The organism is Halorubrum lacusprofundi ATCC 49239 (genome assembly GCF_000022205.1).
GTDB classification, from domain to species: Archaea; Halobacteriota; Halobacteria; order Halobacteriales; family Haloferacaceae; genus Halorubrum; species Halorubrum lacusprofundi.
Window position 1 is genome coordinate 326039 of record NC_012029.1, and the last position, 26536, is coordinate 352574.

Sequence of the window (26536 nt, forward strand, 5' to 3'; positions counted from 1 at the left end):
GACGATGACGGCCGACGACGGACACGACGGCGTACAGTACCTCGCCGGATCCCCCGTCCGGGTCGCGATGCTCCGAGCGCTTCGGAGCGAACCGCGGCGTCCGGCGAGTCTCACGGCTGCGGTCGACGCGACGCGGACGACGATCCAGCGCATCCTCTCCGGGTTCCGCGAGCGGGACTGGGTCGTCAAGCGCGGCGCGGCCTACCACGTGACCCCGACCGGGAAACGGGTTCACGACGCGTACGAGGAGTTGCTCGACGAGGTTGAGCTCGCCGATCGGTACGGACAGTTCGCCGCCGACCTCGAACGCGTCGGCGCCGATTTCCCTCCCTCGGCGCTCGACACCGGAGAGTTGACCGTCGCGGCCGACCGGAACCCCCTCGCCGCCGTCGACCGACTCACCGAACTGCTACGCGAGGGGAGCGGCTCGGAAATCCGCGCCGTCTCGCCCGTCGTCATCCAGCAGTTCAACAATGCCGCGGCAGAGGCGCTCGACGCGGGCGCTGAGGTCGAACTCGTTATCGACCGCGACGTGGTCGAGGAATCGATCGCGGAGTTCGGCCCGGCGACCGATCGGGCGCTCCACGACGACGGCGCGACGGTGTACGTCTCCCCCGAACCGATCGAATACGGGGTCTTCCGGTACGACGATCTCGCGTGCGTGACCGCCTACGACAGCAGAAACAACCCCCGATGCGTGCTTGAATCGACGGACTCGGGAGTGGTCGACTGGGTCGACGACAAATTCGAGTCGTTCGTCGCCGAGGCTCAGTGCCTCTCCGGGGTCGTCGAGAACACTTGAGTCGGCTACCGTTCCGCCCGTCCGTCGTCCGCCCGTTCGTCGTCCGCCACGCCTGCGTGGTCGTCGGCGTCGTCTTCGGCCTCGAAGTTGGCAGGGACGACCGTCGGGTGATCGATGCCGACGGACGGCTGGCTGTGTGCACTCATGGCTCTACCAACGCGTAGGCGACCCATCCCCTAAAAATTACTCATAGGCATAACGCATCCGCGGTGCGGATGGGTATGTCCGGGAGTTATTCGCCGCGGTGAGGTCAGTGCCGGCGCGTTGACGGTGGGCGGGGGCGTCGGCGCCGTCTCGGGTCCTCGTTCGGATTACTGGAATTCCTCGTCGTACAGATCCTGCGCGTGTTCGATCGCGTCCCTCGCGGCCTGCTTGTCCTCCCATCCGAGAGTCTCGACCTCCTTGCCTGCCTCGAGGTTCTTGTACGTCGAGAAGAACTCGTCTATCTCGTCGAGCGTCTGCTGGGGGAGGTCTGACAGGTCCTCGATGTGGTCGAACCGCGGGTCCTCGGTGGGCACCGCGATCACCTTGTCGTCCTGCTCGCCGTCGTCGTCCATCTTCATCAGTGCGACGGGACGGGCTTCGATCACGCAGCCGGGGAACGTCTGGTCTTCGACGAGCACCATCACGTCGAAGGGGTCCTCGTCGTCGTAGTACGACTGCGGGATGAAGCCGTAGTCGTACGGGTAGTGGACGTTCGAGTGGAGCACCCGGTCGAGGACGACGCTCGGGATGTCCTTGTCGTACTCGTACTTGTTCCGCTCACCTTTGAGACACTCTACGACCGCGTAGATCTCGTCTGGCGCGTTCGGTCCCGTCTCGAGATCTTCCCAGAGATTGACCATGTGGGGTGTACTCCGTCCATGGCTCGCAAAGTCTTTTCGGGTTCCTGCCGCGACCGGTGCCGTCGAACGTTCCCGCGTTCCGGTTCGGCACCGTCGAACGCCCGGGATTTCTGGTTCAGTTCCGTCGAACGCCCGAGATTTGCGGTTCGGTACCGCTTCAGCGCGTCCGTTTGTGTCCTCCCGGATGGCACCGCTCTCGGCGAGAAACACCGATAGATCGGATGACACATCCGGTCTGAACGACCCGGTTCAGTCGATGATTTGTCACGCATCTACAGTCATGATCGGAGATCGTTCGATTGCGAAGTTCACCCGGATCAGCGTGTTCCGACTCGCTCTCACCGGTAAAGCCGTGATTCGCCGGTTTTCTTCTCGATGGGGTATTTAAACGTTCGTAAATCTTGAGAAAGGTTATAAGTTCAGGTTCCCTCCACTCAACTATGTCAGAGGCACAATCAGTCACTGATGAATCAACGACGCAGACGGCGTCAGACCTGACTGCGTTCCAACAGAATATCCTCGCGATCCTCTCGGAAGAAGCCATGTACGGGCTCGCGATCAAACGCGAGCTGGAGTCGTACTACGACTCCGAGGTGAACCACGGGCGGCTCTACCCGAACCTCGACGACCTCGTCGAGGACGGGCTCGTCGAGAAGAGCGAGCTCGACAAGCGGACGAATCAGTACGAGCTCACCGAGGCGGGCCACGACGCCGTCCTCGGCCAGCTGGAGTGGGTTCTCGACCGGTTCGTCACCGACGAAACCCGCGCTGACGAGGTCCGCGCGCTCCTCACCGAGTAACGACGACCGCGTCGCTGGCGTCCCGAGCGGCAACCGACACATTTTGGCACACGCGCGCGGTGAAAACCGTGCACGCTCACTCGGACAGCGACGGCTCTGCGGGGTCTCCGGGCCTTTCCCTACGATTCCTCGGGACCGTCCACGTCCGCCGCGACCGACTCGATCGCGTCTAGCGACTCGTCGACGACCGCTAGCTGCTCGTCGGTCGGCCAGCCGTTCCGCGGGAAGTACTCCTCACGGAACTCCGCGCGCATGTCGGCGGTCGCGTCGTCGACCGCGCGCACGTAGTGGTTACTCATGAACGCCGCGAAACTCCGGGCGGTGTCGGCGTGGACCGCGTCGTGCGCGTCGGCGACCGCGTCGGCGACCGCGTCGTTGTACGCGGCGATCTCGCGGTATCTGCCGGCGTCGCCCGGTCCCGACAGCGACACCTCGACGGCCCGGTCGGTGGTCTCGATCCGGTCGAGCTGGACCGTCCCGTCGTCCATCCACTCGTCGGGGTACAACACGAGCGTGTCGTCCTCCTCGCGGAGCCGCGGGACGTAGTCGTGATCGGTGACTAGTTCGTCGCGCCGCTCGCGGTAGAACGCGGCGGCCGCCTCGTCCTCGGTCCGTCGGGCGAGCCGGGTGAGCCGCTCCGCCTCGTCGACGGTATCGGCCGGTACGTCCGGGACGCGGTCGTCGTCCGCGTCGGCATCGCGTTCGCCGTCACCCTCCTCCGTCTCCCCACCGTCGCCTTTCTCCGTCTCTTCGTCGTCGCTCGGTTCCTCCGCCGCCATCATTTCGCGGGCCTGCTCTTTCGCCCACTCCGGTGGCTCGTCGTCGTTAGTTCGCGTCATCGAGTGCCTCGTTCGCCAGATCGTCGGCGCGTTCGTTTATCTCTCGCGGAACGTGGCCGATAGACCATCGGTCGAACCGCTCTAACAGCTCTCGGACGCGGACCCGCCGCTCGCGGAGTTCGGGGTCGTTGGCGTTCCATTCTCCGCGCACCTGCTTGACGATCAGCTGGGAGTCGCCGCGAACGTCGATCTCGTCGAAGTCATACTCGTCGGCGGCCTCAAGCGCCCGGATCAGCGCGGCGTACTCGGCCTGATTGTTGGTGACGCGGCCGATCCGCTCGCCGCCCTCGGCCACGATTCCGTCCGCGGTGACCAGACACCACCCGACCGCGCCCGGACCGGGGTTCCCGCGCGAGGCGCCGTCGAAGTAGACGTGCGCGCGCCCGCCACCCTCGCTTAACAGGGCTGTCAGGCGGGTCGGGTCGCTTCCCTGCACGACAACCTTGTCGTCGTACGCGACAGCGACGGCGCCTTCGCGCTCGGCGCGCCACCGCTCGTGGGCGGTATTTCCGTCGTCGATCCGGACGCCGGCGTCCTCCAGATGGGCCCGCGCGGTCGCCGGATCGCAGTCGATCGTCGGCATTCGTTCGCAGTCAGCGGTCGCGCGACAAAGCCTTGTCCGTCGCGTTCGCCGGTCACGTCGGCACGGCTGCGTGCCTCCCCACGACGCGGGCGCTCACCGCTCCCGCCAACTGCTCACCGTTCCTGCTCGGTCGCGAACTGCTCTCCCTCGGTCACAGACCGCTCTCTTTCGGTTACAGACTGCTCCCCCTCGGTCGCGGACTGCTGGAGCCGGTTCAGGCCGAGCGTCGCGACGAACAGGGCGCTTCCCACGTACAGGAACGACTGAGGGTCGGCGATGAGCCGCGAGACGAGGGCGTTTCCGTACCCGATGACGGTCGTAAGATAACCGAGGAGGGAGACGGTCCAGCCGACCCCGGTGACGCCGCCTAGTTGATCGAGTGAGTCTGCGTCGAGAAGCGAGAGCCGAGCCGCTTTCATGAGTTTCCCACGGTAGGTCGTACCTACCGCCGAGCGGGTAATGAACCTATTTTCGGTAACCTTACCGAATACTTACCAGGTCGTTTCCGATCGACGTCGGTCGGCCGATCGTAAACAGTCGATCCTCACGAACTTTTAAGTCAATCCGTTTGCATATTATATAAATGCGATGACACGGCCAACCCGGCAACGGGATCACGACCGGCAGCGTGTGCGGAGCGAGGACGCCGACGAGACTGAAACCGACGCCGAGGGGGTCGAGGGAGCCGACGCCGGTGAGTTGGACCCCGAAGACTTCGACCCGGAGGAGCTCACTCGAACGGCCGACGGGGAGCTGATACACGAGGAGACGGGACTCATTGTCGAGGAGGAACAGATCGATCCCGGTCCGGAGTGGCGCGCGTTCAACCACTCGGAGCGCCAGTCGAAATCGCGCGTCGGCGCCCCGACGACGAAGACGATGCACGACAAAGGGCTGACGACGACGATCGACTGGAAGGATAAGGACGCGTACGGTCGCTCCATCTCCTCGAAGAAGCGATCGCAGATGCACCGCCTGCGCAAGTGGCAGGAGCGCATTCGGACGAAAGACGCGGGCGAGCGTAACCTCCAGTTCGCGCTCTCGGAGATTGATCGGATGGCGAGCGCCCTAGGCGTCCCGCGATCCGTCCGTGAGGTCGCCTCGGTCATCTACCGACGCGCGCTGAACGAGGACTTGATCCGCGGGCGGTCGATCGAGGGCGTCTCCACCGCTGCCCTCTATGCCGCCTGTCGCAAGGAGGGGATCCCGCGCTCGCTCGAAGAGATCTCCGACGTGTCGCGGGTGGAGCGGAAGGAGATCGGTCGCACGTACCGCTACATCTCTCAGGAGCTCGGCTTAGAGATGCGGCCGGTCGACCCGAAGAAGTATGTCCCCCGCTTCTCCTCCGAGCTCGAACTGAGCGAGGAGGTCCAGTCGAAGGCCAACGAGATCATCGAGACGACCGCCGAAAAGGGACTCCTCTCCGGGAAATCTCCCACCGGGTACGCCGCCGCCGCCATCTACGCGGCATCGCTTCTGTGTAACGAGAAGAAGACCCAGCGCGAGGTCGCCGACGTCGCGCAGGTCACCGAGGTCACCATCCGCAACCGGTATCAAGAGCAGATCGAAGCGATGGGGATCCACACCTAGGCCACGCGGGGACGACCGCTGTTCGTGTTTTCTACCGTCCGGTTCGCGTTTTCCACCGCTCGCGTTTTCGACCGCCGCCAGCAACGTTCAAGCCGGCGCGGGACCAACCCCGATTCGAATGCGGCTCGACGAGTTCATTGAATTCGAAGCGGACGAGCGCGCCGAGCGGCGGCGCCTCGCCGCCGAGAAGGACTACGGCATCCTCGATCACCTCGACTCCTTCGAGCGGCGCTTCGAGGAGCACGTCTCCGACGACGCCGTGGTCGGCAGCGTCTCCCCCTCCATCTTCGTCGGGCGCTCGAACTACCCGAACGTCTCGACCGGGCTGCTCTCGCCGGTCGGCCGCGAGGAGCGCGCAGCGCGCTTCGAAACCTCCGCGGCGTGGTACGACGAGGGCGTCTCCATCGCCGACGTGTTCGACCGGCGGACGAGCCTGCTCAACTCGACCCGCGGGGCCGACGTGGCGGACGCCGGACGCGACGGGGGCGGCGTCCACGACGCGTGGAACGGCTGGCTCGGGGTCCAGCGCGAGGTCGCGATCGCGGACCGGCCGGTCGACGTCGAGATAGGGTTGGACGGTACCCCCGACCTCGACTTCGATATCGGCACGGAGGACATCAAGACGCCGACCGGCCCGCGCGCCGCGGCTCGGACCGCCGACCTCGGCGAGAACCCGCACGTCCCGCGCCCGGTGAAAAAGACGCTCGAAGACGACGACTGGCGCGCCGAGGGCGCGATGACGTATCTCTACCGCCGCGGATTCGACGTGTACGACATCAACACGATCCTCTCCGCGGGCGCACTCGGGCGCGGGAAGAACCGCCGGCTCGTCCCGACGCGCTGGTCGATCACGGCCGTCGACGACACGGTCGGACAGTTTCTCCGCGGATCGATCCGCGACAATCCGACGGTTAACCGGATCGAAGTCCACCGAAACGAGTACCTCGGCAACGCCTTCTGGGTGATCTTGGTTCCGGGACAGTGGGAGTACGAGCTTGTCGAGATGAAGTCGCCCGGCTCGATCTGGAACCCCGACCCTGGGGCGGGCGTGTATCTCTCGGCCGCGAGCGAGGGCCGCGAAGGTCGGACCGGCTACGTCGAGGAGACCGCGGGCGCCTACTACGCGGCCCGGATGGGGGTTCTGGAACACCTCGACGACCGCGGACGGCAGGCGAAGGCGCTCGTGTTGCGGCACGTCTCCGACGACTACTGGGGTCCGGTCGGCGTCTGGCAGGTGCGCGAGGCGGTCCGGAACGCCTTCGAGGGGGAACACGGGACCGCCGAGACGTTCGGCGAGGCAGTTCGCGGCGTCGCTGACCACCTCCCGGTCCCGCTCGGTCGCCTCCGACGAAAATCGACGATGGCGGCCGGACTACAGGCGAACCTCGGCGACTTCGTCGACGCCGGGTGAGCGCGACGGCAGCGAGGAACAACGCTCGTCACGCCCGATCCGCTTTAGTCCCGTCGTCGAGTGGGTGGGAGCATGGTTCCCACAGTTCCCGCGTTCGGCGGCGTCCCCGCCGGTCCTGAACTCGTGATCATCCTGATGATCCTCGTACTGCTCTTTGGCGTTCCCACCGTCGTCATCGCGGGAGTGGTGCTGTTCCTCAAACTGCGCTCCGACGGCGAGGAGGCAGACACTGACCGTATCGCGGAGCTGGAGGCGGAGGTCGAACGACTCCGCGAGAAGGTGGACGACGAACGGTACGAGAAAGACGAGAGCGACGGCGACGATCACTTATAACTGAACGGTGCGGTGGCGTCGTCGTCGGCGATCGCACGCGCTAACTGCACAAAAAACCGATTCAGGCCACCGGCGTGCGCTCGACGACGGTGCCGTCGGTGGTCGGGTACTGCTCGACGATTTCGCCACGATCGAGGTCGCCGTCTTCGACCATCTCCTCCAGGAGCCACCACGCGACCTCGACGTGGTCCGATTTGACGGTGTAGAACTCCTCGGGAACGCCGAGCGCCTCGAAGCGGTCGGCGTCGGCGAACGCCTTCCCGTAGACGAGGGTGCCGTCGTCGGTCACCTCGTCGAACTCACGTCGGATGTTCTTCGCCATCCGCTTGAGCCGGTTGCGGTGTTGGGCGGCGTCCTTGAACACGGAGGTACAGAAGTACACCTTCTCGTGGCTCGCCATCTCGGAAACGATCGAATCGTCTTTCGACCCCTCGACGGCGGACATGTGGCCCTCCTGCAGTTCGAAGCCCTCCTCCTGCATCCGGCGGTAGTTCCCGTCGGACATCTCGAACTCGTTAATATTGCAGAACTCGGCTGCGCCCTCGTCGAGGAACTCTAGGAACTCCGGCTCCGCGCGGATACCGGGAATCTCGAAGGCGGGCGTGAGCCCCTCCTCGCGGGCAATGTGGAGAATATCCTCCCACTCGGTGCCGTGCATGTCGCCCCACATCTCTAGCGGCGGGTGGAAGCGAATCTCGTCGAGGCCGGCCTCCGAGAGGCGGCGCATGTTCTCGCGCCCGCCCGTGATCCCGGTGTAGAGGTGCGTGTGGTGGTCCTCGCCGAACTCGTCTTTCAGCAGTTCGAGGTACCGGCACGTCTTCGCCATCGCCTCCTGCGGCTCGCCGCCGGTGATCGAGGTGCCGAGCGCGCTCATGCGCTTGGCCTCCGCGATCACGTCCTCGTTGGACTCGACTTTCCGCTCGTTGGCGTACACGTCGGTGACGTTCTTCCGGTTTTCTCCGAGGGGACAGTAGAAGCAATCCCGCTGGTCGCAGTAGCCGTAGACGAAAAGCACCATCTTGCCGCCCTTGGCGCACTGTTCACAGCCCTTGGAGATCATCTACCCCACTCTACCGGCCGCGGCCTCAAAAAGCGTCCGAACCGCGCGTTCCCGGGGGATTCGTTGTCACGGAGGCGCTCCGCGGAGCCGCATATCGTTTCTGTTTCCCGAAACAAACACAAAGTATGTACCTCAGCCCGCGTGACGACGGGTATGACCAGAGAGCCGACCGCCGACGAGATGACCGACATCGACGCGCTCACCCGCCGCCGCGCGCTCACCGCCGCCGGAGGGGCCGCGCTCGCCGGGCTCGCCGGCTGTACCGCGCTCGACGTCGCCACCGGCGAGCCGGCCGAGTTCACCGCGGGCACCGCGACGGTCGCGGACGCGGCGCTCGACGAGAGCGGATACGAGCTCAACGAGGTCACCGAGAACACGCAGACTCGCGAGTTCGACGTGGCCGGATCGACCCGCGAAGTGCGGGTGACGAGCACGATCGCCGAGTACGACAAAGCCGTCGAACTCTTCGGCGAGCGGTATCAGGCGGCGGTGTTCGCCGTGCTGACGACCCCGCGCGTCGAGGTGCTCGGGCAGGCGTTCAACCCCGTCGGAGAGCTCGACGACGAGGAGCGCGCCCGGCTGATCGTGGACCGGTACGAGAGCGTCAGCAACCTGGAACGCAGTTCGGAGTACACGACAGATATCCTCGGTACCGACGCGCGGGTCGTGGTGTACACGGCCGACGGGGAGATCAAGGGCACCGGCGTGAGCGTCGAGCTCGAGTTCCACGTCGCAGAGGCGGTCGAGGCCGGCGCCGACTACGTCGTCCCGCTAGCCGCGTACCCGGCGGCGTTCGGGGACGGCGAGAACGTCCGCCGGATGTTGAACGGAATCGAGCACGAGCCGGCGTCGGAAGACGACTGAAGAGACGTGACAGGATGAATCGATCGGGAGACGAGGCTCGCACGCCGCCGGCGGGCCGAGCCGAAAACATATGCCGGCCCCTCGCGTAGTCCTCCCTAATGCTGCTCGTCCTCTGTGTCGACCTCGACGACGACCTCGGCCGGAAGACGGGGATCCCCACTCCCGTCATCGGTGCCGACGACGTTACCGAGGCCGCGGTCGCGCTCGCGACCGCCGACCCGGAGGACTCCGACGTGAACGTTCTCTTTCAGGGTGTCAACGTCCATGACGAGTTGGCGGCCGGCGGCGAGGCGGTCGAGGTCGCGGCGGTCACCGGCGTCGACGGCTCCGACGTGAAGGCGAATCGCGCAGTGGGTCAGGAGGTCGACCGCGTGCTGGCGGAGCTATCGACCGGCGAGGAAGTCTCGGCAGTCGTCATCACCGACGGCGCGCAAGATGAGTCGGTGCTCCCGGTGATCCGCTCGCGAATGCCGATCGACGGGATGCGTCGGGTGGTCGTGCGGCAGGCGCAGGACCTCGAATCGCTTTACTACACGATCAAGCAGGTGCTCGCAGACCCGGAGACCCGTGGCACGATTTTGGTGCCGCTCGGCGTGCTCCTTTTGATCTACCCGCTCGTCGTCGTCGCCAACCTGTTCGACATCGCGGGCGCGGCCGTCCTCGGGATCCTCTCCGGAGTTGTCGGGCTCTACTCGCTGTTCCGTGGGCTCGGGTTGGAGGAGACGATCGACGGCGCGGCCGCGTCCGTCCGCAACGTGCTCTACACCGGCCGGGTGACGCTCGTCACCTACGTCGTCGCGCTCGCGCTGATCGTCGTCGGCGGGGTTCAGGGGATGGACACGATCGAGACTGTCCGTAGCGTCCGCGGCGGGGGCGTCACCGTCGGCATCGCGCTCGCGGCGTTCGTCCACGGCTTCGTCCAGTGGCTCGCGGTCGCCGGGGTCACCTCCAGCCTCGGTCAGATAACCGACGAGTACCTGGCTGGCCGGTTCCGATGGCGGTACCTCAACGCGCCCTTTTACGTGCTCTCGATCGCTGTCGTGCTGTACGCCGTCTCCGGGTTCTTCCTGCCGGCGGCCCCGGGCGTGACGTCGCTCGGACTCCCCGACCTCGCGATGGCGCTCGCGGCCGGGACGCTCACCGCCGTGTTGAGCACGCTCGCGTTCGCAGTTGCGGAGTCACAGCTCCCGTCAGCGGATCCGACGTAACGTACGTAAAAAGCGTCAGTCTCCCGACCTGGTCACCGCGGCGTCCACTCCTCGCAGGCGTCCATGTCGTCCATCAGCTCGTCGTGATGATCGCAGTACGGCTGCATCCCTTGTTCCGTGCGGGCGTAGTCGAACTGCGCGCAGTTCCCGCAGTAGGTGTCGCCCGGGCCGTCGCGTGCGGCGGGCGAGACGCCGGGAGTGACCGGACCGTTCGGCTCGGCCGGTCCGGTCTGGTCATCGGAGCCGCCTGTCTCGACGTCGACTCCGCCATCTTCGTCGAGCGGAGACCGGATGCCGGTCGCGGTCGCGCCGCCGTCGCTCATGCCCGCGGGCTGGGCGCTACCGGGCGAGCGCGACTTGCTGGCCGAACCCGATCCGGAGCCGGAGCCGCTCCCCTCCTGTCGATTCGTCTGGGTCTCCACGTCGCCGTCGGGGGTGCCGCCGAGGAGCCCGACGCCGCCGCCTCGGTTGAGCTGGGCGCGGTCGACCTCGACCACCTTCGTCTCGCCTTTGTGGGTCACTTCCATCGTGACGGTGCCGCCGGGATCGTTCCGGGTCTTGAAGTTGGCGACGCCGACGAACACGCTCCACAGCGTCGTCGCGGCGCCGACGAAGTACAGCCCCGCGGTCGGCAGTGTGAGGTCCCTCAGTTCCGGGTGCGGCCCGCCGACCCACTGGTTGGGGTACGCGTACGCGAACAACGCGACGCCGAGACACATCACGGCCGCGCCGACGATCGCGGCGACGCGGGTGTTGCGGTCCGCCGGGAGGACGGTCATTACGCCGAGAAACACGAGAGGGACGCCCACGCCGCCGAGTACGCCGCCGAGGCGCCGCGCCTCGCCGGAACTGTAGCCGCTCGGGAGGACGACCTCCGCGGCGACGAAGAGTCCGACGACGAGAAGCAGCGTTCCGGCGACGAACGAGCCCACACCAAGGTACACCCGGCGCGGGTCGACCTCGGAGCGCCCCCGTCCACCGTACGCCTCCGAGAGACTGGTCATACGCCGCCTACGTTGTCCTCCCTGAAAACAGTATGTCAGACGTTCGCCCGTAGCGGGGGATGGAACGAGCCTGATCGGTGGGCGCTCCCCTCGATCAGACTAACGCGTCCACGTCGACGTGGGCGGCGAGCAGCTCCGCCATCCGCTCGACGGTGCGCGCGTCGCGGGTCCGCCCGCCGCGGACGACCCCCTCGGCGCGGTCAATCGCGGTGACCGTATCGGTGTTCACCGCGAGGACGGGCTTGCCGGCGTCGGCGGCCTTTCCGAGTACGGCGCCCGAGGGGCGGTGACCGCCGGTCAACACGAGGCACGCGACGCCGGAGGCCTCGAGCGCCGCGGTCTGGACGTCGGCGCGGTCGCCGCCGGTGATGACGGCGGCGTCGCGGGCGCGCCGGAAGTAGCGGAGCGCCTCGTCGCCGCCCATCGCGCCCACCAGGAAGCGCTCGACGAAGCCGTCGGTTGGGGCGTCCGTCAGGAGTTCCGCGCCGAGTTCGTCGGCGAGCTCACCGACGGTGACGCCAGCTAGCTCCTTCTCGGACGGGATCGCGCCGAAGACGGTGATCCCCTTCGATTCGAGGAACGGGATCCCGTCCTGATCGAGCGACTCGAACGCGTCGTCGGAGACCTTGTTGAACACGACGCCGGCGAGCCGGTCGCCGAACGCGTCGGCTGCCGCCAGCACCTCGTCGAGGTCGTTCGGCGAGTCGTACCCGGCGACCAGCACGACCCGCGCGTCGAGCAGCTCCGCCACGTCGACATCGGTGAGGTCGACGACGCCGCCGGTGGTCCAGCGGCCGCCGCCCTCCACGAACATCTGGTCGCGGTCGGCGGCCAGTTCATCGAACTCCTCGCGGATCCGGTCGCGGAGCGCGTCCGCATCCTCGGTGCCGCGGATCGCGCCCTCGACGAATGTCGGCGAGTAGACGATGGGCTCCATCTGGTGCATCTCGGCGTCGAGGCCGAGCACCTCGCGGGCGAGCATGGGGTCCTGATCGAGCGTTTTGCCGACGTTCGACTGGAGTCGCGTCCCCTTCGGCTTCATATAGCCGACGCTGCGGTCGCGGTCGGCGGCGAGCCGCGCGAGCGCGACGGTGATCGCTGTCTTTCCGGCGCCTTCTCCGGTCGCGGTGACGAGTGTCGTGGGTGTATCTGTCATGGTTCGAGTTTCTCCGGGTCAACCGTAAGTCTCACGTCGACGGCGGCGGCGTTCGTGCCGCCGTCGGCGTCGGGCAGTGCGACGAGCGGGTTGATGTCGAGTTCGAGGATGGCCGGGAAATCGGTGACCAGCTGTGAGAGCCGACCGATCGTCTCGATCACGGCGTCAACGTCCACCGGATCGCGGCCCCGGGCGCCGCGTAGCAGCGGCGCCGACTGGATCTCCTCGGTCATCTCGCGGGCCTCCGGCTCCGAGACGGGGGCGACGCGGAAGGTGGTGTCTTCCATCACCTCCACGAAGATGCCGCCGAGCCCGAACATCAGCAGCGGGCCGAACTGCGGATCGCGGTTCATGCCGACGATCGTCTCGACGCCGTCGTCGAGGTCGACCATCTCCTGTACCTGCACGCCGAGCACGGTCGCGTCCGGCTGGTAGTTACGCGCGCGGGTGATCAGGTCCTCGTAGGTGTCCGTCACATCCGCGTCCGAGACGCCGACGGCGACGCCGCCGATGTCGGACTTGTGGAGGATGTCCGGCGAGACGATCTTCATGACCACGTCGCCACCGATGTCGGCCGCGACTTCGGCGGCGCGCTCGGGGGAGTCGACAATCTCGCCGGCGGGCGTTGGGATCCCGTACGCGTCGAGCAGCTCCATCGCCTCGACGCCGAGGCGGTTGTCGTCGCGGTCGCGAACCGTTTCGAGGATCTCGCGAGCGCGCTTACGGTCGACATCGAACGACATCGGGTCGGCGTACTCGCGCGCCTTGATGTCGCGGTATCTCCCGAGCGTCGCGAGGCTCTCGATCCCGCGGGCTGGGTCGAAGTAACAGGGGATTCCCTTCGCCTGAAGTTGCTGTTTCGGTTCGCGGGTCCGGTCGCCGCCCATCAGACAGGCGGCGACGGGGGCGTCCATCTCGTCGCTGACCTCGCCGATCGCGTCCGCGAGGTCGTCGAAGTCGATCGTCGCCGTCGGCGCGGCCAACACGAGGGCGGCCCCGACGTTGTCGTCGTCGACGGTGATTTCGAGGGCCTCGCGGAACCGTTCCACGTCGGCGTCGCCGATCACGTCGACCGGGTTGTGGATGTTCGCCTCGTCGGGCATCGACTCGCGGAGCGCGTCGCTCGTCTTCTTCGTGAACGACGCCATGTCGAGGTCGGCGTCGCCGACCGCGTCGGTCGCCATCACGCCAGGGCCGCCGGCGTTGGTGACGATCGCGACGCTGTCGGTGTCCGGGAGCGGCTGGCTCCCGAGAATGCCGGCCGAGTCGAACAGCTCGTCGACCGACTCGGCGCGGATGACGCCCGCCTGATCGAGGCCGGCCTCATACGCCTTATCGGAGCCGGCGAGGGTGCCGGTGTGCGAGGAGGCGGCCTGTGCGCCGGCGCTCGTCCGCCCCGACTTCACGGCGACGATCGGGGTGTCTTGGGTCGTCTCGCGGGCGGCCTCGATGAACTCGCGGCCGTCCTCGATCCCTTCGAGGTAGCCGATAATCACGTCGGTCTCCTCGTCGTTCCCCCAGTGGTCGACGAAGTCGGTCTCGTCGAGGACGGCCTTGTTGCCCAGCGAGACCACGTCTTTGAAGCCGATTCCGTTGTCGTTGGCCCAGTCGAGGACCGCGGTGACGAACGCGCCGGACTGGCTCATAAAGGAGAGCCCGCCCGGGAGCGCGTTCTCCGGGCCGAACGTCGCGTTCATGCCCGAGGGCGTCGACATGATCCCCAGGCTGTTGGGGCCGACGAGGTTGAGGTCGTACTCGTCGGCTATCTCCGCGAGGCGCCGCTCCCTCGCTGCCCCGTCCTCTCCCGTCTCGCCGAATCCGGCGGTGATCACGACGACGTTCCGGACGCCCGCCTCGCCGCACGCCTCGATCGCATCCAATACGATCGACGGCGGGACGACGATCACGGCGACGTCAGCGTCCGCGTCGGCCACCTCGTCGACGCAGGGCGTCCCGAGCACCTCGTCGTAGTTCGGGTTGACGGGAACGGTGTCGCCGTCGAAGTCGTCGAGCAGATTCGACGTGACAGCGCGACCGACGGCTCCCTCTCGGGAGGTCGCGCCGACGACGGCGACCCGATCCGGGTCGAACATCTCGTTGAGCGTACCCATCAGTACGTAATTACACGCACCGACCGTTTAACATCGACGGGAGCGTTCTCATACTCTGGTTATTAATGAACAACCGATCGGATCGACTCGGGCTCGTTTGTGGACCGACGAGTCGATTCGGATCTCGGTTCCGTATTCTACCGCTTCGGGGCGATCTGTCGATCGCCGATCTATCCCCGTGTCTCGCTCCGTCTCTGTGTCTCGGTTCGCGTTCGCGTCTCGCCCCGCCGCTAGCCTGACTCGCCCGTTCAGTCCGTCTCGTCGCGCCGTTTCGGTTCCGAGGTGGTGGATCCGTCGGTCCGAATGCGCGTGTCTGCCCCCTCGACTGCGGCGGTCATCGGGCGGTTTGACAGGGTCGTCTCCCGTGGATCCTCGTTGATCGTGCCACACTTCGCGTTCGGAACGGAGAGCGTCACGACGTTCCCGTCGGCGTGGGTGTCGAAGGTCAGGTCGCCGCCCGACCGGTTTGCGACCCAGTACACCAGCCACAAGCCCATCCCCCCGGTGTGACGGAGGTCGTCCATCTCCCATCGGTCGGTGATTACGTATCGCTCCTCGACCGGGATCGGCGGGCAGTTGTCGCGGATCGACACCTCGATCGACTCGTCGGTTGTACACACGTCGATCCGGATCCGCGGCGTCGACTCCGCGTGTTCGAGGGCGTTCTCGACCAACTCCGCGATCGCGTAGTCGAGCTCCGGATGCGTGAACGCCTTCGCGTTCGGCGGGTACGAGACCGATACCCGCGGGAGTGTCGAGTTGTCGCCCGCCGTCTCCTCGCCTGCCGTCTCCTCATTCGTCGTCCCCTCGCCTGCCGTCTCCTCACTCGCCATCCCGTCCACGTTCTCGGTCTCGTCTCCGGGCTCGCCTTCCCTCGCGCCCTCTCCGTCGACCGGCTCGCGGTAGGTGACGTCGACCGTCTCGTCGCAGTCGTCGACGACCATTCCGAGCGCCTCCTCGACCACGGGCGCCACCTCGACCGCTCGGGGTGACCCGCGCTGTCGCAGCAGGTCGATCACCCCGCGCTGTTTCTCTGCCGTCGCCAACAGGTCGGAGGCGATCCGTCGGATCGTCTCCGCGTGCTCCTGTAGGTCCGCCCCGAGTTCGGCGAGGGCGTCAGGACCAATCTCGGCGTTACCCTCCGCGGCCGCGACGCTGTCGCCCCACGCCTCCGGATCGAACGCGTCCGCGGCAGCGACGGCGTCAACGATGCGCTCCGCGGTCCCGTCGACGATGTTCATGTCGTTGCGGATCGTGTGTCGCAGAAGGTTGTCCATCACGGCGAGCTGTCGCTCGCGGCGGTACTCGTCGGTGACATCGCGGGCGAAGCCCGTGACCGCCACGACCGTGCCGTTCTCGATCACTGGCTCGCCGGGCACGCGGACCCACTTCGTGGTCCCGTCGGCGGACCCCAGTCGGTAGTCGATCAGCGTCGATTCGCCGTTCGAGAGTCGGTCCATCGCTCGCTCGACGTATGAGCGGTCATCGGGATGGACAACGTCGAGGAACCGATTTGGCTGCCGTTCGAGCGTGTCCCTCGACACGCCGAAGACCTCCTCGACGATGTCGCTGATGAACAGCAGCTCGTCCCACTCGGCGGAGAACATCCAGAACACGTCGGACGAGGCCGATGCGATCGTCTCCAGTCGGCGCCGGGACTCGACCTCGCTCGTGATGTCCCGCGAGGTCAGGACGTACCCGTCGATTTCCGTCTCCTCGGGCGGGTGCACCGTCGTCCGGAGCCATACCCACCCACCGTCGGCGGTGCGATACCGGTACTCCAGTGGCTCGTCGGGTGTCAGCTCCCCGGAGACGATCCGCGCGAAGGTCTCTTGGAGCCGCTCCTCGTTGTCGGGGTGGACGAGCGCGAATGCGTCCGTCCCGACGAGGTCGTCCGAGTGGAACCCGAGCAAGTCGGCGACGGCCGCGTTGAGGTGCCGGAAGATCCCGTCTTCGTCGAGGACGGCGATCTTGTCTCCTGCGAGATCCAAAAGGACTGCAGGATCCGGCGAATCGGACATATCGTACCGCTTTTCGAGGCAATTGATAAGACTGATCGCCCGATTATCACGTAAGAAATCCCCAGACGGCGCGATCAGTCGGCCGTCGTCGGCGAAGCGATCAGTCGGCCGAGACGCTGGTGGTGTCGAACGCGGCGCTCACCGGATCGGCCGCCGAGTCGTCGACGGTCAGCGTGACGCCGTCGTCGCCGAGCTCGATGGTGGCGTCGGTCGCTCCACGCGTGTACTCCGCCGCGTGGTCTCCGTCCGAGTCGAAGCGGACGCCTTCGACCAGCAGCGGGGTTTCGCTGAGCCGCTCGACCTTGCGGTAGGCGGTCGAGAGCGCGATGTCGCACGCATCGGCCAACTCGCTCGTCGTCATCGCCGTGTCGGCGGCCCCGAGGATCGCCCGGCAGTCGGGGTCAGCGAGCGCATCGAACGTGTCGTCGAGTGTCTCGTCGCCTTCCGTCGCGGTCGTCGGGCCGGTGGCCTGCGGCACGTTTCGCTTCATGGATGTAGGTAGTGGCTCCGTCCACCCCAATACCGGCCCTGCATATGTGGGGTGTTTTATAAGGAATCGCCGATCGGTGGCGCCTGTGTGCGAGCGACGACGACGCGCGGACGGCGTCAACGTTTTGTCCGACGGCGGACACGAACGGACGCAGATGGGATCCGGAATTAGGGCGGAGGTCTCGCTCCCGACGGCGTCGCCGTCCCCGTTCGACGGCGTGGTCGACGGGTCGACGCCGATCTACAGCGTCGCGCGTAGCTCGTCGAACGGCGATCCGGAGACGGTCGTCCTCGAGTTCATCGCCGATGCGGACCTCCCGGTCTCCGAAGGGGTCGAGGTCGTGTTCGACTACGGCGCTAAGGCGGCCTATCGCTTCAAGGTACCCCGCGTCGAGGCGTCGCCGTTCGCGATACTCGATCGCCACAGCGTCCCCGTCTCGGAGACCACGATCCGGGACGGACGACTGGTCGTCACCTTCCACGCGACCGACCTGCCGACGCTCCGTTCCGTGCTCGACGAGTTTCGGGAGTCCTGCTCCGACATGCAGGTGTTGCGGCTCCTCCAGTCGTCGTCGACGCCCGAGGAGTCGGACTTGGTCACTGTCGACCGAAGCGAACTGACCGAGCGCCAGCGCGAGGTGCTCACCGCCGCCTACGACGCCGGCTACTTCGACCACCCGAAGGGGGCCAACGCCGGCGAGGTCGCCGAATCACTCGGTATCGACCGGTCGACGTTTTCGGAGCATATGGCGGCCGCACAGCGAAAACTCCTCTCGGCACTGCTCGACTAAGTCGGGATCCGCGCTCCGTCGCTCGCCGCCGTTCTCGCCTGTTCTCCGGGTTCCCAGACTCGATCCGTCAGCGTTCCCGGGCCGTCGGATTCCTGTGGGCTCGGAATCCGATCCATCCTTCATGTGGATCGCTGTCGTACTCGCAGCCATGACGAGTCAACGGACGCACACCTTCGTCTGTCCGGAGTGCCGCCGGTCGATCGAGGTGGACGACGCAATGCGGGCGACGCTGCTCGAGACGGGCTGTGTCGTCTGCGGCGCTCCCGTCACCGAGGGCGACATCGCGGACTCGCAGACTGCGTAGCGGTCGTCATCCCCTCCACCTCTCACCCCTCCCGCCGCGGGCCACCCCTCCCGACAGCCGGCGCCGTCCTCTCACCCGGTCTCGTGTCCTTTATCCCCTCGTACCCAGAGAGGTAGCGTATGGCGACGAGAAGCGAGGTCGAGATGTCCGACGCGGAGGTCGACGCGCTCCTGTCCCGGCACGAGACAGGAGTGTTGGCCCTCGCGCGCGACGAGACCCCGTATGCGATCCCGATCTCGTACGGATTCGACAAGGAGTCGCGGACCGCCTTCCTCCGGCTCGTTTCGACGCCCGACAGCGAGAAGCGGGAGTTCCTCGCGTCCGACCCGCAAGCCCGGATCGTGGTGTACGAGGAGGGCGATAAGGGAGGTAGCGAGGAGTACGCCAGCGTCGTCGGCGTCGGGACGCTCCACCGGGTCGACCTCGACGATCTCACGCCCGAGACGATCGCGCAGTACGGCAAGACCCAACGCCCCCTGTTCGAGATCTGGGCCGACGGGAAGGAAGACCTCGACATCGAGCTGTACCGGTTCGAACCTAAGCGACTCACCGGCCGTACGGTCGTCGTCGACCGCGACGAAGCGTAGGGATTCGTCAGCTTGGGTCGAGGTCTCGTCAATCGCTTATAAATGGTGTTCGTGGATCGTCGATTGGCTGTTGTACCGTCCTCGCTACCGCTTATAAATGATTGCCGGCACCCCTGCGATGAAGACCTCCAAAGCCCCCAGCCGGTGAGTCCCACCCGACCGCACCGCACAGCCCCGCAGCCTCACGCCTCCCCAGCCTCGTCGCGGCCGCTTATAAGCGGCCGCGACTCCCTCGCACGCGCTGACTCGCGGCCGCCGTGGCGGCCGCTCGCAGGCGCGCGCCGACCGTAGATCAGTTTATAAAGAGTCGTTGGCACTGTCGCTCGGTGGTTCCACCCCAACGTCGGCTGCGTAAAAAGGTGCTCGTCGGTCAGTCGTCGGTCAGTCGTCCGCGGTCGCGGCGTCGGCGGTCGGCTCGTACAGCTCACCGGCGCGCTCGCGCTCGGTGAGGTACTCGTCGGCGTCGAGCGCGGCCTGACACCCCATCCCGGCCGCGGTGACGGCCTGCTGGTAGTGGAAATCGACCACGTCGCCCGCGCCGAACAACCCCTCGACGCCGGTCGCGGTCTGGTTCCCGCCGCGGCCGCCCTCGGTGAGCAGGTACCCCTCGTCGTCGGTCTCGACCTCGGTCCCCTCCAGGAATTCCGTGTTCGGTGTGTGGCCGATGGCAAAGAAGACGGCGCCCACGTCGAAATCGTACTCGTCGACCTCGTCGGCGGTCGCCGGATCGTCGAGCTTCTCCGTGGGATGCCCGTCCGGGTGCTCGACGAGGGTGACGTGGTCGATCCCGTCCTCGGGCGTGCCGTGGATCTCGGTGAGTTCGGTGTTGAGGAGGAGCTCGATCTCGCCGTCCTCGACCTTCTCCATCGTGCGCTCGATCCACACGTCCTCGGCGCGGAACTCCTCGCGGCGGTGGGCGATGTAGACGGTGTCCGCGAACTTCGTCAGGAAGTTCGCCTCCTCCATCGCGGCGTCGCCGCCGCCGACGACGAGCATGTCCTCGTCGCGGAAGAACGCGCCGTCGCAGGTCGCACACGTCGAGAGCCCGTATCCCATCAGCTCGTCCTCGCCGGGGACGCCGAGGGTGCGGGCGCTGGCACCCGAGGCGGCGATGAACGCGTCGGCGGTGTACACGTCGCCGTCGGAGAGTTCGACGCGGAAGTGGCCTGCGGGCTCTTTCGAGACGTCCACGATGATTCCGTTTCGAGCCTCGGCGCCGAACTTCGTCGCCTGCGCTTTCATGTTGTTGATCAGCTCCGGCCCGGAGATTCCCTCGGGGAAGCCGGGGTAGTTCTCCACGTCGGTAGTGAGCGTGAGCTGGCCGCCCGGCTCGTCGCCCTCGACGAGCAGCGGATCGTTGTTCGACCGCGCGGCGTAGATAGCTGCCGTGAGTCCGGCGATCCCGGTGCCGGCGATAATCAGCCGGCGGTGTTCGACGACGTCGTCGGTCATGGCTACTGGTTCGCCGTCGCGAAGTATGTAGGTTGCGCCCTCGGGCGCGGCGGGCGGGACAGCGAGAGGGGCTGGGGGCCGGGACACCAGAAGAACTGGAGGCCGGGATAGCGGAACGCTGGGAGTCGGTGACGAGCCGCCGTCACTCTCTCGAAAACTCCGGTAACGGGCCTGTCGGCGGCGAGGGAGCGTCGTCGAGCGCCTCGAAGAAGCGCCCGGCAACGAACGCCTCGACGACGTCTTCGAGCGACTCTGACTCCGAAACCTCTTGAAGGATTCCGAGCGGGACCTGCGCGCCGGCCATGGTCGCGTGTCCGCCGGCGGAGCCGACCGGGTCGAGCGCATCCCGGAGCAGTTCGCCCACGTCGAGGTCCGCACCGCGGGCACGAGCGGAGCCGTAGATCACCCCGTCCATGTAGCCGAACACGAACGTCACCGCGATCCCGTCCAGGTCGAGGAGGCGCTCTGCCGCCTGCGAGAGGGCATCGCGGTCGCCGATCTCGCCGACGCAGGAGGCGACGGTCGAGCCGCGCACGTCCCGTCCCTCGATGGCGCGTGCGAGCACGCGGAGCGTCTCCGGGCTCACGCTCGGGCTCTCGACGCGTTCGAGCGTCGACTCGTCGGCGTGCGGCGACAGCGACGCGGCCGCTTCGAAGTCCGGGATCGACGTCGCCCGCGTGAAGTCCTTCGTGTCGATCCGGATCCCGTACAGGAGGGCGGTCGCGAGGTCCCGGTCCGGCTCGATCCCGACCCGTGAGAGGTACTCTTCGATCAGCGTACTCGTCGCGCCGACGTCGGGCCTGATGTCCACGAACTCCCCCGCCACGGGCCCGCGCGGTGGATGGTGATCGACGACGATGTCGACCGGGTGGCCCTCCGGGAGGCTGTCGTTGATCCCGGCGCGCGAGTGGTCGACGAGGGCGACCCCGCCGTAGTCGTCGAGGTCGATCCCGTCGAAGGTCCGCAGCGAGAGGTCGAGTAAGTTCACCATCGCGCGGTTCTCCTGATGGGCGATCTCGCCGCCGTAACAGGCGTCAGCGGGGATACCGACCGACTCGGCGATCCGCGCCAGCCCGAGTGCGCTCGCGATGGCGTCGGGATCGGGGTTGTCGTGCGCGACGACCAACAGCGGTCCGGTGAGGCTTCGGAGGACTCGCAACAGTCGCACCGGCTCCTCATCGGCGTCGACACCGGTCGCCTCGCAGACTCGCGAGACGACGGCCTCGACCGGATCGACGACGCGGTCGGCGACCGCCTCCAGCGCCTCCTGCTGGGCCGCGGTCGGGTTCGTGCCCACGTGCGCGACGATCATTGCGTCCGGGTAGTGGCGCCGTGCGGCCTCCGCGGCGGCGACGTTCCGCGCCGGGTCGTCGCTCGCAACCAAGACGACCGCGGCGCTCTCTGGGTACGTCGCGGGGTCGGTCGGGTCGGCCTCCACGGTGGCGACGTTGCGGTCGCGCAGGGTCGAGGCCCACCCGGTGTCGTCGGTGATCGCGATGAGCTCGCCGCGTGCCTCGCGGGTGCGCTCGACGAGCGTGTTCCCGACCGCGCTACAGCCGAGCAGCAGACGCCGGGCCATACCGACGTGAGGGGGTCGCGACGCAAAACGCTGCCGTCATTCGCCGGCGGCGTTCCCCTTGGCGCCCCCCTCGGGGTCGCCGTCGCCGTTCTCGTCGGCGCCCCCGCGCTCGCGAAGGGACCCGTTCACCGCGGCGGCGACGTCGACCGCGGCGCGGTTCTCGGCGATGTCGTGGGCCCGAACGATGTCGGCACCGCGGTCGGCGGCGAGCGCGGTCGCGGCGACGGTGGCGTGCTCGCGGTCGTCTTCCCCTCGGCCGACCGCGCCGTACATCGACTTGTGGGAGTGACCGATCAACACCGGACAGTCGAGCGCGGCGAACTCCCCGACGCGGTCGATCAGATCGAACGCCTCGGTGGCCGACTTACCGAAGCCGAGCCCGGGGTCGACGATTACCTTCTCTCGGTCGATCCCGGCGGTCTCGGCCAGCGCGAGTCGCTCGCGAAGGGCCGCGATCACGTCGTCGACCACGTCGTCGTACTCGGGGTCGTTTGTCGGGTCGACAGGCGCGTCGAGGCTATGCATCACCACGACCGGGCAGCCGGCGTCGGCGACGACCTCCCGCATCTCCGGGTCCGCCAGCCCGGTCACGTCGTTGATGATGTCGGCGCCGGCGTCGAGCGCAGCCGCCGCGACGGCTGGCTTCCGCGTATCCACCGAGATTAGCACGTTGCTGTCGGCGACCGCCGGCACTGATTGGATCGCCTCAAGCGTCGGGACGACCCGGTCGATCTCCTCGTCGACCGGCACGGGCTCGGCGCCCGGCCGAGTCGACTCGCCGCCGACATCCACGACATCGACGCCCGCCTCGACCATGCGCTCGACGCCCGCGACCGCGTCGTCGGGGCCCGCGTGTCTCCCCCCGTCGTGGAAGGAGTCCGGCGTGACGTTGAGCACGCCCATGATCGCGGTACCGTCGATCCAGGGGTAGTCGTCGGGGGCGGAGTCGGCGGCGTCGGAATCGTCGATCCCGACCCGGTCCGCGATGTCGCCTGCGATCCCCGCGAACTCCTCACCCTCGCGCTCGCGGAGCCGGCCGAGCAGCTCGCGGTACTCCCCCACCGTTCCCGCGAGCGTGACGGGGACGTACTCGCCGCCCGGGACGCGACCCTCGCCGGCGCCGAGGCCCCCGATCGCGGCGTCGCCGCCGGCCTCGCGGAGGGCGGCCGTGAGGCGCTCCGCGCGGTCGCCGCGCAGTCGGAGGGAGAGGACGCGGTGGTCGATCCCCTCGCGTCGCCGTCGGCTCGCGCCGGATTCGTCGCCGGTTGGGACGCCGCCGATGTCCAGCGCGCGCGCTGCGTTCGCGTCCGGGTCGCTCCCGCTGACGGTCCGAGGGGTCACGGTCCGCATGCGCGCCGCGCGGGCCTCCGCGACCGCGAACAGCGAGCCGACGAGCAGCACGCAGTCGCCGAGGTCGGCGCGTTCGACTGCGGTCTCGAGCGCGGCGGCCACGTCGTCGCCGGCGGTCACGTCGTCGACGCCAGCGGTCCGAAGCGCGGCGGCCAACACCTCGGGGTCCTCCGCGCGGTCGAGGTCCGGGCGACAGGTGACCGCAGAGTCGGCGTCGGGGAGCGCGCTCGCGGCGCCCACGTGGTCCTTGTCGTGCATGGCGCCGTACACGAGGTGGAGGTCGTCGTAGTCGTACTCGGCGAGGGTCCCCGCGAGCGTTCGGCAGGCCGCCGGGTTGTGCGCGCCGTCGAGCACCGTCAGCGGGGCGGTGTCGACCACCTCGAACCGACCGGGCCACGTCGCCCGCGCGAGGCCGTCGCGGACCGCTTCGTCGGGGAGGGAGGCGTCGGTTCCGTTCCCGAGGGCGCCCGCGGTGCGTCGGGCCAGCGCGACCGCGATTCCCGCGTTCGTCGCCTGGTGGTCGCCGACCAGCGGGATCCGGTAGGTCCCGTCTACCTCGCCGGCCAGCGTCACCTCGGCGTCGGTCGGGCTCACGCGGCCCTCGTAGGCGACGGAGAGGGTCTGGTCGTCGGTCTCGCCGTTCCCGCTACTGCCACTCGCCCTCGCGACCGTCGCGATCGGGGCGCCCGCGTCGTTGGCGACCTCGCGAACGACCGACAGGGCCTCGCCCTCACAGGCGGTGACGAGAGGAACGCCCGCGTCGGCGATCCGCGCTTTGGTGCGGGCGATCTCCGCGATCGTGTCGCCGAGGACCGCGGTGTGTTCGAGCGAGACGTTGGTGACCGCGGTCGCGACGGGGTCGACCGCGCTGGTGGCGTCGTACTCGCCGCCGAGTCCGACCTCCAAGACGGCCACGTCGACCTCGCGGCGCGCGAAGTCGTGGATCGCCATCGCCGTCACGACCTCGAAGAAGGTGAGGGGTTCGCCGTTGGCAGCGCGTTCGACGAGCCACGGCTTCACCTCCTCGACGAAGTCGGCGATCGCCGCTTCGGTCATCGCCAGCCCGTCGACCCGGACCCGATCGGCGAGCGCGGAGAGGTGCGGCGAGGTGTAGAGGCCGACGGAGAGCCCGGCCTCACGCAGGATCGACTCGGTCATGCGCGCGGTGCTTCCCTTCCCGTTCGAGCCCGCGACCTGCACGAACGACACGTCTTCTTCCGGGTTCCCGACCTGATCGAGGAGGGCCGCCACGCGCTCGGTCCCCGGCTTCACCGAGAAACGGCGGAGGTCGAAGAGGAACGCCGCCGCCTCGTGGTAGTGCATACGCCGTGGGTCGGCTCGCCGTCGCTTAGGCGTAACGGACCGGGACGATCGCGGACTCTACCCTGTCGTCGAGACGGGTGAGAGCGTTTCCCCCGACTGGAAGAGCAACCCTTACGCGCGCGGCACCCGGATCCGTTCGCATGAACGAGACTACGGCCGCGGACGTCGACGCGGCCGACGACGCGACGCGGGGGCGCGACGCCGCCGGTGCCGACGCCGCCGATCCCGACGCGGTCGTCGTCGGCGAAGGCGTCCGCAAGTCGTACGGCGACGTCGTCGCGCTCGACGGCGTCGACATCCGGGTCGAGTCCGGCGAGGTGTTCGGACTCATCGGCCCAAACGGCGCGGGGAAGACGACGCTGGTCCGCGCGCTGACGGGGACGACCGAGGCCGAGGGCGACCTGCGGGTGTTCGGTGTCCCGCCGCGCGAGGTCGACCCGCAGCGGATCGGGCTGCTCCCGCAGTCGTTCGACCCGCCGGAGCGGCTCACGGCGACCGAACTGGTCGGCTACTACGGCGGGCTCTACGACGCGGCGCGCGACGCCGAGTCCGTCCTGCGGGACGTGGGGATGGCCGACGACGCGGACGTGTGGTACGAGACGCTCTCGGGCGGGCAGAAGCGCCGGACCTGCGTCGCCACCGCCATCGTCAACGACCCCGACCTCCTCTTCCTTGACGAGCCGACCACGGGGATCGACCCGGCCGGCCGGCGATCGATCCACCGATTGATAGAGCGACTCGCGGGCGGCGGAACGACCGTCTTCCTCACGAGTCACGCGATGGACGAGGTCGAGCGGCTGGCCGACCGCGTCGCGCTCCTCCGGGACGGGAAAATCGTCGCTGTCGGCGCTCCCGAGGAACTGATCGCCGATCACGGAGGCGAGCCGCGCTTGGAGGTCAAGCTGGACGGTCCCGCGTCCGAGGCGGACTGCGAGGCGGTTCAGGAAGCGATCCGGGAGGCGCTCTCGGACGAATCGGCGGGGGAGAGCGAGGACGCGCCCGCGGTCGAGTCCACCCGCAAGGGCCTCCGGATCGGGGGCGTCCGACCCGAGGGGATCGGAGACGCCGTCGACGCACTGGAGACGGCCGAGATCGACTTCGAGTCGCTCGCGTGGTCCGAGCCCTCGTTGGAAGACGTGTACCTCCGGCTCACGGGCGAAGAGTACTCGCCGCGGTCGGAGCCGCTTGACGAGGTCGCACCCGACGGAGGCGACCGATGAGCCGCTTCGGGCGGATCACGACCGAGGCGACGGCGGCGGCGCGGTCGTTCCTCCGGCGGCGGACGGCGGTGTTTTTCACCTTCTTCTTCCCCGTAATCTTAGTGGTCATCTTCGGTGCGCTGGTCCAGACGCAGCCCACCGGGGGCGGGCTGTTCGCGGAGCCGGCCGGCTACTACATCCCCGGCTACCTCGCGGTCGTCGTGCTGTTCACGCCGCTGTCGCGGGTCGGCTCCGAGATCGCCCGTCACCGCGACGGTGGCCGGTTCGAGAAGCTGGCGACGACGCCGCTCTCGCGTGTCGAGTGGCTGCTCGCGCACACGCTGGTCAACGTCGCGATCATCGGCGCGGCGAGCCTGCTCATCCTCGGACTCGTGCTGGCGGTGACCGACGCGGAGCCGGTCGTCTCGCCGGCGCTCGCGGCGCTGCCGGTCTTCGTCGCCGTCGCCGTCGCGCTCTTCTGTGGGCTCGGGGCGCTGCTCGGCGCGCTCGCGGACTCGCAGGACGGCGTGATCGCCGCGAGCAACACGGTCGCGCTCCCCCTGCTGTTCCTCTCGGAAACGTTCGTTTCCCCCGACCTACTGCCGGAGTGGTTCCTACCCGCTGTCGCGGCCTCACCGCTGACGTACTTCGCCCGCGGGACGCGAGCGATCATCTACGAGCCGGGGGCGTGGCTCGGCGATCTGGCGGTGCTTTCGGTCCTCGCCGTCGCGTTCCTCGCGCTGGGTGCGTACGCAATCCCGCGGACTGACTGAGGGAACGGGGTGGTCGTGGTGAGCGGGAACGAGTTGGTAGTGAGAGGGAGCCGAGTGGCGGC

The 26536-nt window shown here is 67.8% G+C and carries 26 protein-coding genes; 12 read left to right on the forward strand and 14 right to left on the reverse strand.

Annotation, left to right across the window (positions count from 1 at the left end; all coding sequences use genetic code 11):
* Window positions 1–4 precede the first annotated feature (4 nt).
* Window positions 5–802, forward strand: a complete 798-nt coding sequence (locus HLAC_RS01490; RefSeq protein WP_049933627.1) for a helix-turn-helix transcriptional regulator — start codon at window positions 5–7, stop codon at window positions 800–802.
* Between the two features lie 5 nt (window positions 803–807).
* Here the strand turns inward: HLAC_RS01490 and HLAC_RS19155 are convergent, their stop codons facing one another.
* Window positions 808–948, reverse strand: coding sequence for a hypothetical protein (locus tag HLAC_RS19155; protein ID WP_012659548.1), 141 nt, complete (start codon window positions 946–948; stop codon window positions 808–810).
* Window positions 949–1113: 165 nt separating this feature from the next.
* Window positions 1114–1647: an inorganic diphosphatase gene (locus HLAC_RS01495; RefSeq protein WP_012659549.1), complete on the reverse strand. Its 534-nt coding sequence runs from the start codon at window positions 1645–1647 to the stop codon at window positions 1114–1116.
* A gap of 440 nt (window positions 1648–2087) precedes the next feature.
* On the opposite strand from HLAC_RS01495, the gene HLAC_RS01500 reads away from it, so the two are divergent.
* Window positions 2088–2447: a PadR family transcriptional regulator gene (locus tag HLAC_RS01500; protein WP_012659550.1), complete on the forward strand. Its 360-nt coding sequence runs from the start codon at window positions 2088–2090 to the stop codon at window positions 2445–2447.
* A 119-nt stretch (window positions 2448–2566) separates the two neighbouring features.
* Here the strand turns inward: HLAC_RS01500 and HLAC_RS01505 are convergent, their stop codons facing one another.
* The 3 genes from HLAC_RS01505 to HLAC_RS01515 form a co-directional block, all read right to left on the reverse strand.
* Window positions 2567–3286 carry a DUF7108 domain-containing protein gene (locus tag HLAC_RS01505; protein WP_012659551.1) on the reverse strand — a complete coding sequence of 240 codons (720 nt, stop codon included), beginning with the start codon at window positions 3284–3286 and terminating at the stop codon, window positions 2567–2569.
* The gene (gene rnhA / locus HLAC_RS01510; RefSeq protein WP_012659552.1) at window positions 3273–3869 is read right to left on the reverse strand and encodes a ribonuclease HI; all 597 of its coding nucleotides are present in this window, start codon (window positions 3867–3869) and stop codon (window positions 3273–3275) included. Before rnhA ends, HLAC_RS01505 begins: the two co-directional genes overlap by 14 nt.
* A 113-nt stretch (window positions 3870–3982) precedes the next feature.
* Window positions 3983–4288 (reverse strand): hypothetical protein, encoded by a 306-nt coding sequence (locus HLAC_RS01515; protein ID WP_012659553.1) that lies wholly within the window; start codon window positions 4286–4288, stop codon window positions 3983–3985.
* A gap of 211 nt (window positions 4289–4499) precedes the next feature.
* Between HLAC_RS01515 and HLAC_RS01520 the strand changes: the two genes are divergently transcribed.
* The 3 genes from HLAC_RS01520 to HLAC_RS01530 all read left to right on the forward strand — a co-directional run bounded on the left by HLAC_RS01520 (window position 4500) and on the right by HLAC_RS01530 (window position 7203).
* A complete protein-coding gene (locus tag HLAC_RS01520; protein ID WP_394296229.1) occupies window positions 4500–5459 on the forward strand; it encodes a transcription initiation factor IIB in 960 nt (319 codons plus the stop codon).
* A gap of 118 nt (window positions 5460–5577) precedes the next feature.
* The gene (nreA, locus tag HLAC_RS01525; RefSeq protein WP_012659555.1) at window positions 5578–6870 is read left to right on the forward strand and encodes a DNA repair protein NreA; all 1293 of its coding nucleotides are present in this window, start codon (window positions 5578–5580) and stop codon (window positions 6868–6870) included.
* A gap of 72 nt (window positions 6871–6942) precedes the next feature.
* Window positions 6943–7203 (forward strand): protein translocase TatA, encoded by a 261-nt coding sequence (locus tag HLAC_RS01530; RefSeq protein ID WP_012659556.1) that lies wholly within the window; start codon window positions 6943–6945, stop codon window positions 7201–7203.
* Window positions 7204–7264: 61 nt separating this feature from the next.
* On the opposite strand, the gene HLAC_RS01535 is transcribed toward HLAC_RS01530, so the two are convergent.
* Window positions 7265–8263: a radical SAM protein gene (locus tag HLAC_RS01535; RefSeq protein WP_012659557.1), complete on the reverse strand. Its 999-nt coding sequence runs from the start codon at window positions 8261–8263 to the stop codon at window positions 7265–7267.
* Window positions 8264–8416: 153 nt separating this feature from the next.
* Here HLAC_RS01535 and HLAC_RS01540 point away from each other — a divergent pair, with 153 nt between their 5' ends.
* Window positions 8417–9127, forward strand: a complete 711-nt coding sequence (locus HLAC_RS01540; protein WP_012659558.1) for a DUF6517 family protein — start codon at window positions 8417–8419, stop codon at window positions 9125–9127.
* Between the two features lie 98 nt (window positions 9128–9225).
* Window positions 9226–10335 carry a DUF373 family protein gene (locus tag HLAC_RS01545; protein ID WP_012659559.1) on the forward strand — a complete coding sequence of 370 codons (1110 nt, stop codon included), beginning with the start codon at window positions 9226–9228 and terminating at the stop codon, window positions 10333–10335.
* A gap of 32 nt (window positions 10336–10367) precedes the next feature.
* Here the strand turns inward: HLAC_RS01545 and HLAC_RS01550 are convergent, their stop codons facing one another.
* The 5 genes from HLAC_RS01550 to HLAC_RS01570 all read right to left on the reverse strand — a co-directional run bounded on the left by HLAC_RS01550 (window position 10368) and on the right by HLAC_RS01570 (window position 17117).
* A complete protein-coding gene (locus tag HLAC_RS01550) occupies window positions 10368–11339 on the reverse strand; it encodes a cell division protein CdpA domain-containing protein (RefSeq protein WP_012659560.1) in 972 nt (323 codons plus the stop codon).
* Window positions 11340–11433: 94 nt separating this feature from the next.
* Window positions 11434–12495, reverse strand: coding sequence for a phosphotransacetylase family protein (locus HLAC_RS01555; RefSeq protein WP_012659561.1), 1062 nt, complete (start codon window positions 12493–12495; stop codon window positions 11434–11436).
* On the reverse strand, window positions 12492–14606 hold the full coding sequence (locus tag HLAC_RS01560; RefSeq protein ID WP_012659562.1) for an acetate--CoA ligase family protein: 2115 nt from the start codon (window positions 14604–14606) through the stop codon (window positions 12492–12494). Before HLAC_RS01560 ends, HLAC_RS01555 begins: the two co-directional genes overlap by 4 nt.
* A gap of 248 nt (window positions 14607–14854) precedes the next feature.
* Window positions 14855–16627: a PAS domain-containing sensor histidine kinase gene (locus HLAC_RS01565; protein ID WP_012659563.1), complete on the reverse strand. Its 1773-nt coding sequence runs from the start codon at window positions 16625–16627 to the stop codon at window positions 14855–14857.
* A gap of 100 nt (window positions 16628–16727) precedes the next feature.
* Window positions 16728–17117: a winged helix-turn-helix domain-containing protein gene (locus HLAC_RS01570; RefSeq protein ID WP_012659564.1), complete on the reverse strand. Its 390-nt coding sequence runs from the start codon at window positions 17115–17117 to the stop codon at window positions 16728–16730.
* Between the two features lie 154 nt (window positions 17118–17271).
* Between HLAC_RS01570 and HLAC_RS01575 the strand changes: the two genes are divergently transcribed.
* The 3 genes from HLAC_RS01575 to HLAC_RS01585 all read left to right on the forward strand — a co-directional run bounded on the left by HLAC_RS01575 (window position 17272) and on the right by HLAC_RS01585 (window position 18798).
* On the forward strand, window positions 17272–17907 hold the full coding sequence (locus HLAC_RS01575) for a helix-turn-helix domain-containing protein (protein WP_012659565.1): 636 nt from the start codon (window positions 17272–17274) through the stop codon (window positions 17905–17907).
* 148 nt (window positions 17908–18055) lie between these two features.
* Entirely contained in the window at window positions 18056–18211 is a 156-nt protein-coding gene (locus HLAC_RS19160; RefSeq protein WP_169304923.1) for a DUF7560 family zinc ribbon protein, read from the forward strand.
* 119 nt (window positions 18212–18330) lie between these two features.
* Window positions 18331–18798 carry a pyridoxamine 5'-phosphate oxidase family protein gene (locus HLAC_RS01585; RefSeq protein ID WP_012659567.1) on the forward strand — a complete coding sequence of 156 codons (468 nt, stop codon included), beginning with the start codon at window positions 18331–18333 and terminating at the stop codon, window positions 18796–18798.
* Between the two features lie 381 nt (window positions 18799–19179).
* Here the strand turns inward: HLAC_RS01585 and HLAC_RS01590 are convergent, their stop codons facing one another.
* From HLAC_RS01590 to folP, 3 genes are all read right to left on the reverse strand, one after another.
* Entirely contained in the window at window positions 19180–20250 is a 1071-nt protein-coding gene (locus tag HLAC_RS01590; protein ID WP_012659568.1) for an NAD(P)/FAD-dependent oxidoreductase, read from the reverse strand.
* 142 nt (window positions 20251–20392) lie between these two features.
* On the reverse strand, window positions 20393–21829 hold the full coding sequence (locus tag HLAC_RS01595) for a DHH family phosphoesterase (protein ID WP_012659569.1): 1437 nt from the start codon (window positions 21827–21829) through the stop codon (window positions 20393–20395).
* Window positions 21830–21865: 36 nt separating this feature from the next.
* Window positions 21866–24502, reverse strand: coding sequence for a dihydropteroate synthase (gene folP / locus HLAC_RS01600; RefSeq protein WP_012659570.1), 2637 nt, complete (start codon window positions 24500–24502; stop codon window positions 21866–21868).
* Between the two features lie 140 nt (window positions 24503–24642).
* On the opposite strand from folP, the gene HLAC_RS01605 reads away from it, so the two are divergent.
* Both HLAC_RS01605 and HLAC_RS01610 read left to right on the forward strand, forming a co-directional pair.
* Entirely contained in the window at window positions 24643–25722 is a 1080-nt protein-coding gene (locus HLAC_RS01605; RefSeq protein ID WP_012659571.1) for an ABC transporter ATP-binding protein, read from the forward strand.
* Window positions 25719–26474: an ABC transporter permease gene (locus tag HLAC_RS01610; RefSeq protein ID WP_012659572.1), complete on the forward strand. Its 756-nt coding sequence runs from the start codon at window positions 25719–25721 to the stop codon at window positions 26472–26474. Before HLAC_RS01605 ends, HLAC_RS01610 begins: the two co-directional genes overlap by 4 nt.
* The last annotated feature ends 62 nt before the right edge of the window (window positions 26475–26536 follow it).

Bases quoted from the DNA above. Each gene is read 5' to 3' on its own strand.
- HLAC_RS19155 (WP_012659548.1), bottom strand. From the start codon at position 948: ATGAGTGCACACAGCCAGCCGTCCGTCGGCATCGATCACCCGACGGTC.
- HLAC_RS01575 (WP_012659565.1), top strand. From the start codon at position 17,272: ATGGGATCCGGAATTAGGGCGGAGGTCTCGCTCCCGACGGCGTCGCCG.
- folP (WP_012659570.1), bottom strand. From the start codon at position 24,502: ATGCACTACCACGAGGCGGCGGCGTTCCTCTTCGACCTCCGCCGTTTC.
- HLAC_RS01605 (WP_012659571.1), top strand. From the start codon at position 24,643: ATGAACGAGACTACGGCCGCGGACGTCGACGCGGCCGACGACGCGACG.
- HLAC_RS01570 (WP_012659564.1), bottom strand. From the start codon at position 17,117: ATGAAGCGAAACGTGCCGCAGGCCACCGGCCCGACGACCGCGACGGAA.
- HLAC_RS01610 (WP_012659572.1), top strand. From the start codon at position 25,719: ATGAGCCGCTTCGGGCGGATCACGACCGAGGCGACGGCGGCGGCGCGG.
- HLAC_RS01495 (WP_012659549.1), bottom strand. From the start codon at position 1,647: ATGGTCAATCTCTGGGAAGATCTCGAGACGGGACCGAACGCGCCAGAC.
- HLAC_RS01585 (WP_012659567.1), top strand. From the start codon at position 18,331: ATGGCGACGAGAAGCGAGGTCGAGATGTCCGACGCGGAGGTCGACGCG.
- HLAC_RS01490 (WP_049933627.1), top strand. From the start codon at position 5: ATGACGGCCGACGACGGACACGACGGCGTACAGTACCTCGCCGGATCC.
- HLAC_RS01565 (WP_012659563.1), bottom strand. From the start codon at position 16,627: ATGTCCGATTCGCCGGATCCTGCAGTCCTTTTGGATCTCGCAGGAGAC.
- rnhA (WP_012659552.1), bottom strand. From the start codon at position 3,869: ATGCCGACGATCGACTGCGATCCGGCGACCGCGCGGGCCCATCTGGAG.
- HLAC_RS01555 (WP_012659561.1), bottom strand. From the start codon at position 12,495: ATGACAGATACACCCACGACACTCGTCACCGCGACCGGAGAAGGCGCC.
- HLAC_RS19160 (WP_169304923.1), top strand. From the start codon at position 18,056: ATGACGAGTCAACGGACGCACACCTTCGTCTGTCCGGAGTGCCGCCGG.
- HLAC_RS01530 (WP_012659556.1), top strand. From the start codon at position 6,943: ATGGTTCCCACAGTTCCCGCGTTCGGCGGCGTCCCCGCCGGTCCTGAA.
- HLAC_RS01595 (WP_012659569.1), bottom strand. From the start codon at position 21,829: ATGGCCCGGCGTCTGCTGCTCGGCTGTAGCGCGGTCGGGAACACGCTC.
- HLAC_RS01500 (WP_012659550.1), top strand. From the start codon at position 2,088: ATGTCAGAGGCACAATCAGTCACTGATGAATCAACGACGCAGACGGCG.
- HLAC_RS01535 (WP_012659557.1), bottom strand. From the start codon at position 8,263: ATGATCTCCAAGGGCTGTGAACAGTGCGCCAAGGGCGGCAAGATGGTG.
- HLAC_RS01560 (WP_012659562.1), bottom strand. From the start codon at position 14,606: ATGGGTACGCTCAACGAGATGTTCGACCCGGATCGGGTCGCCGTCGTC.
- HLAC_RS01545 (WP_012659559.1), top strand. From the start codon at position 9,226: ATGCTGCTCGTCCTCTGTGTCGACCTCGACGACGACCTCGGCCGGAAG.
- HLAC_RS01540 (WP_012659558.1), top strand. From the start codon at position 8,417: ATGACCAGAGAGCCGACCGCCGACGAGATGACCGACATCGACGCGCTC.
- nreA (WP_012659555.1), top strand. From the start codon at position 5,578: ATGCGGCTCGACGAGTTCATTGAATTCGAAGCGGACGAGCGCGCCGAG.
- HLAC_RS01505 (WP_012659551.1), bottom strand. From the start codon at position 3,286: ATGACGCGAACTAACGACGACGAGCCACCGGAGTGGGCGAAAGAGCAG.
- HLAC_RS01550 (WP_012659560.1), bottom strand. From the start codon at position 11,339: ATGACCAGTCTCTCGGAGGCGTACGGTGGACGGGGGCGCTCCGAGGTC.
- HLAC_RS01515 (WP_012659553.1), bottom strand. From the start codon at position 4,288: ATGAAAGCGGCTCGGCTCTCGCTTCTCGACGCAGACTCACTCGATCAA.
- HLAC_RS01590 (WP_012659568.1), bottom strand. From the start codon at position 20,250: ATGACCGACGACGTCGTCGAACACCGCCGGCTGATTATCGCCGGCACC.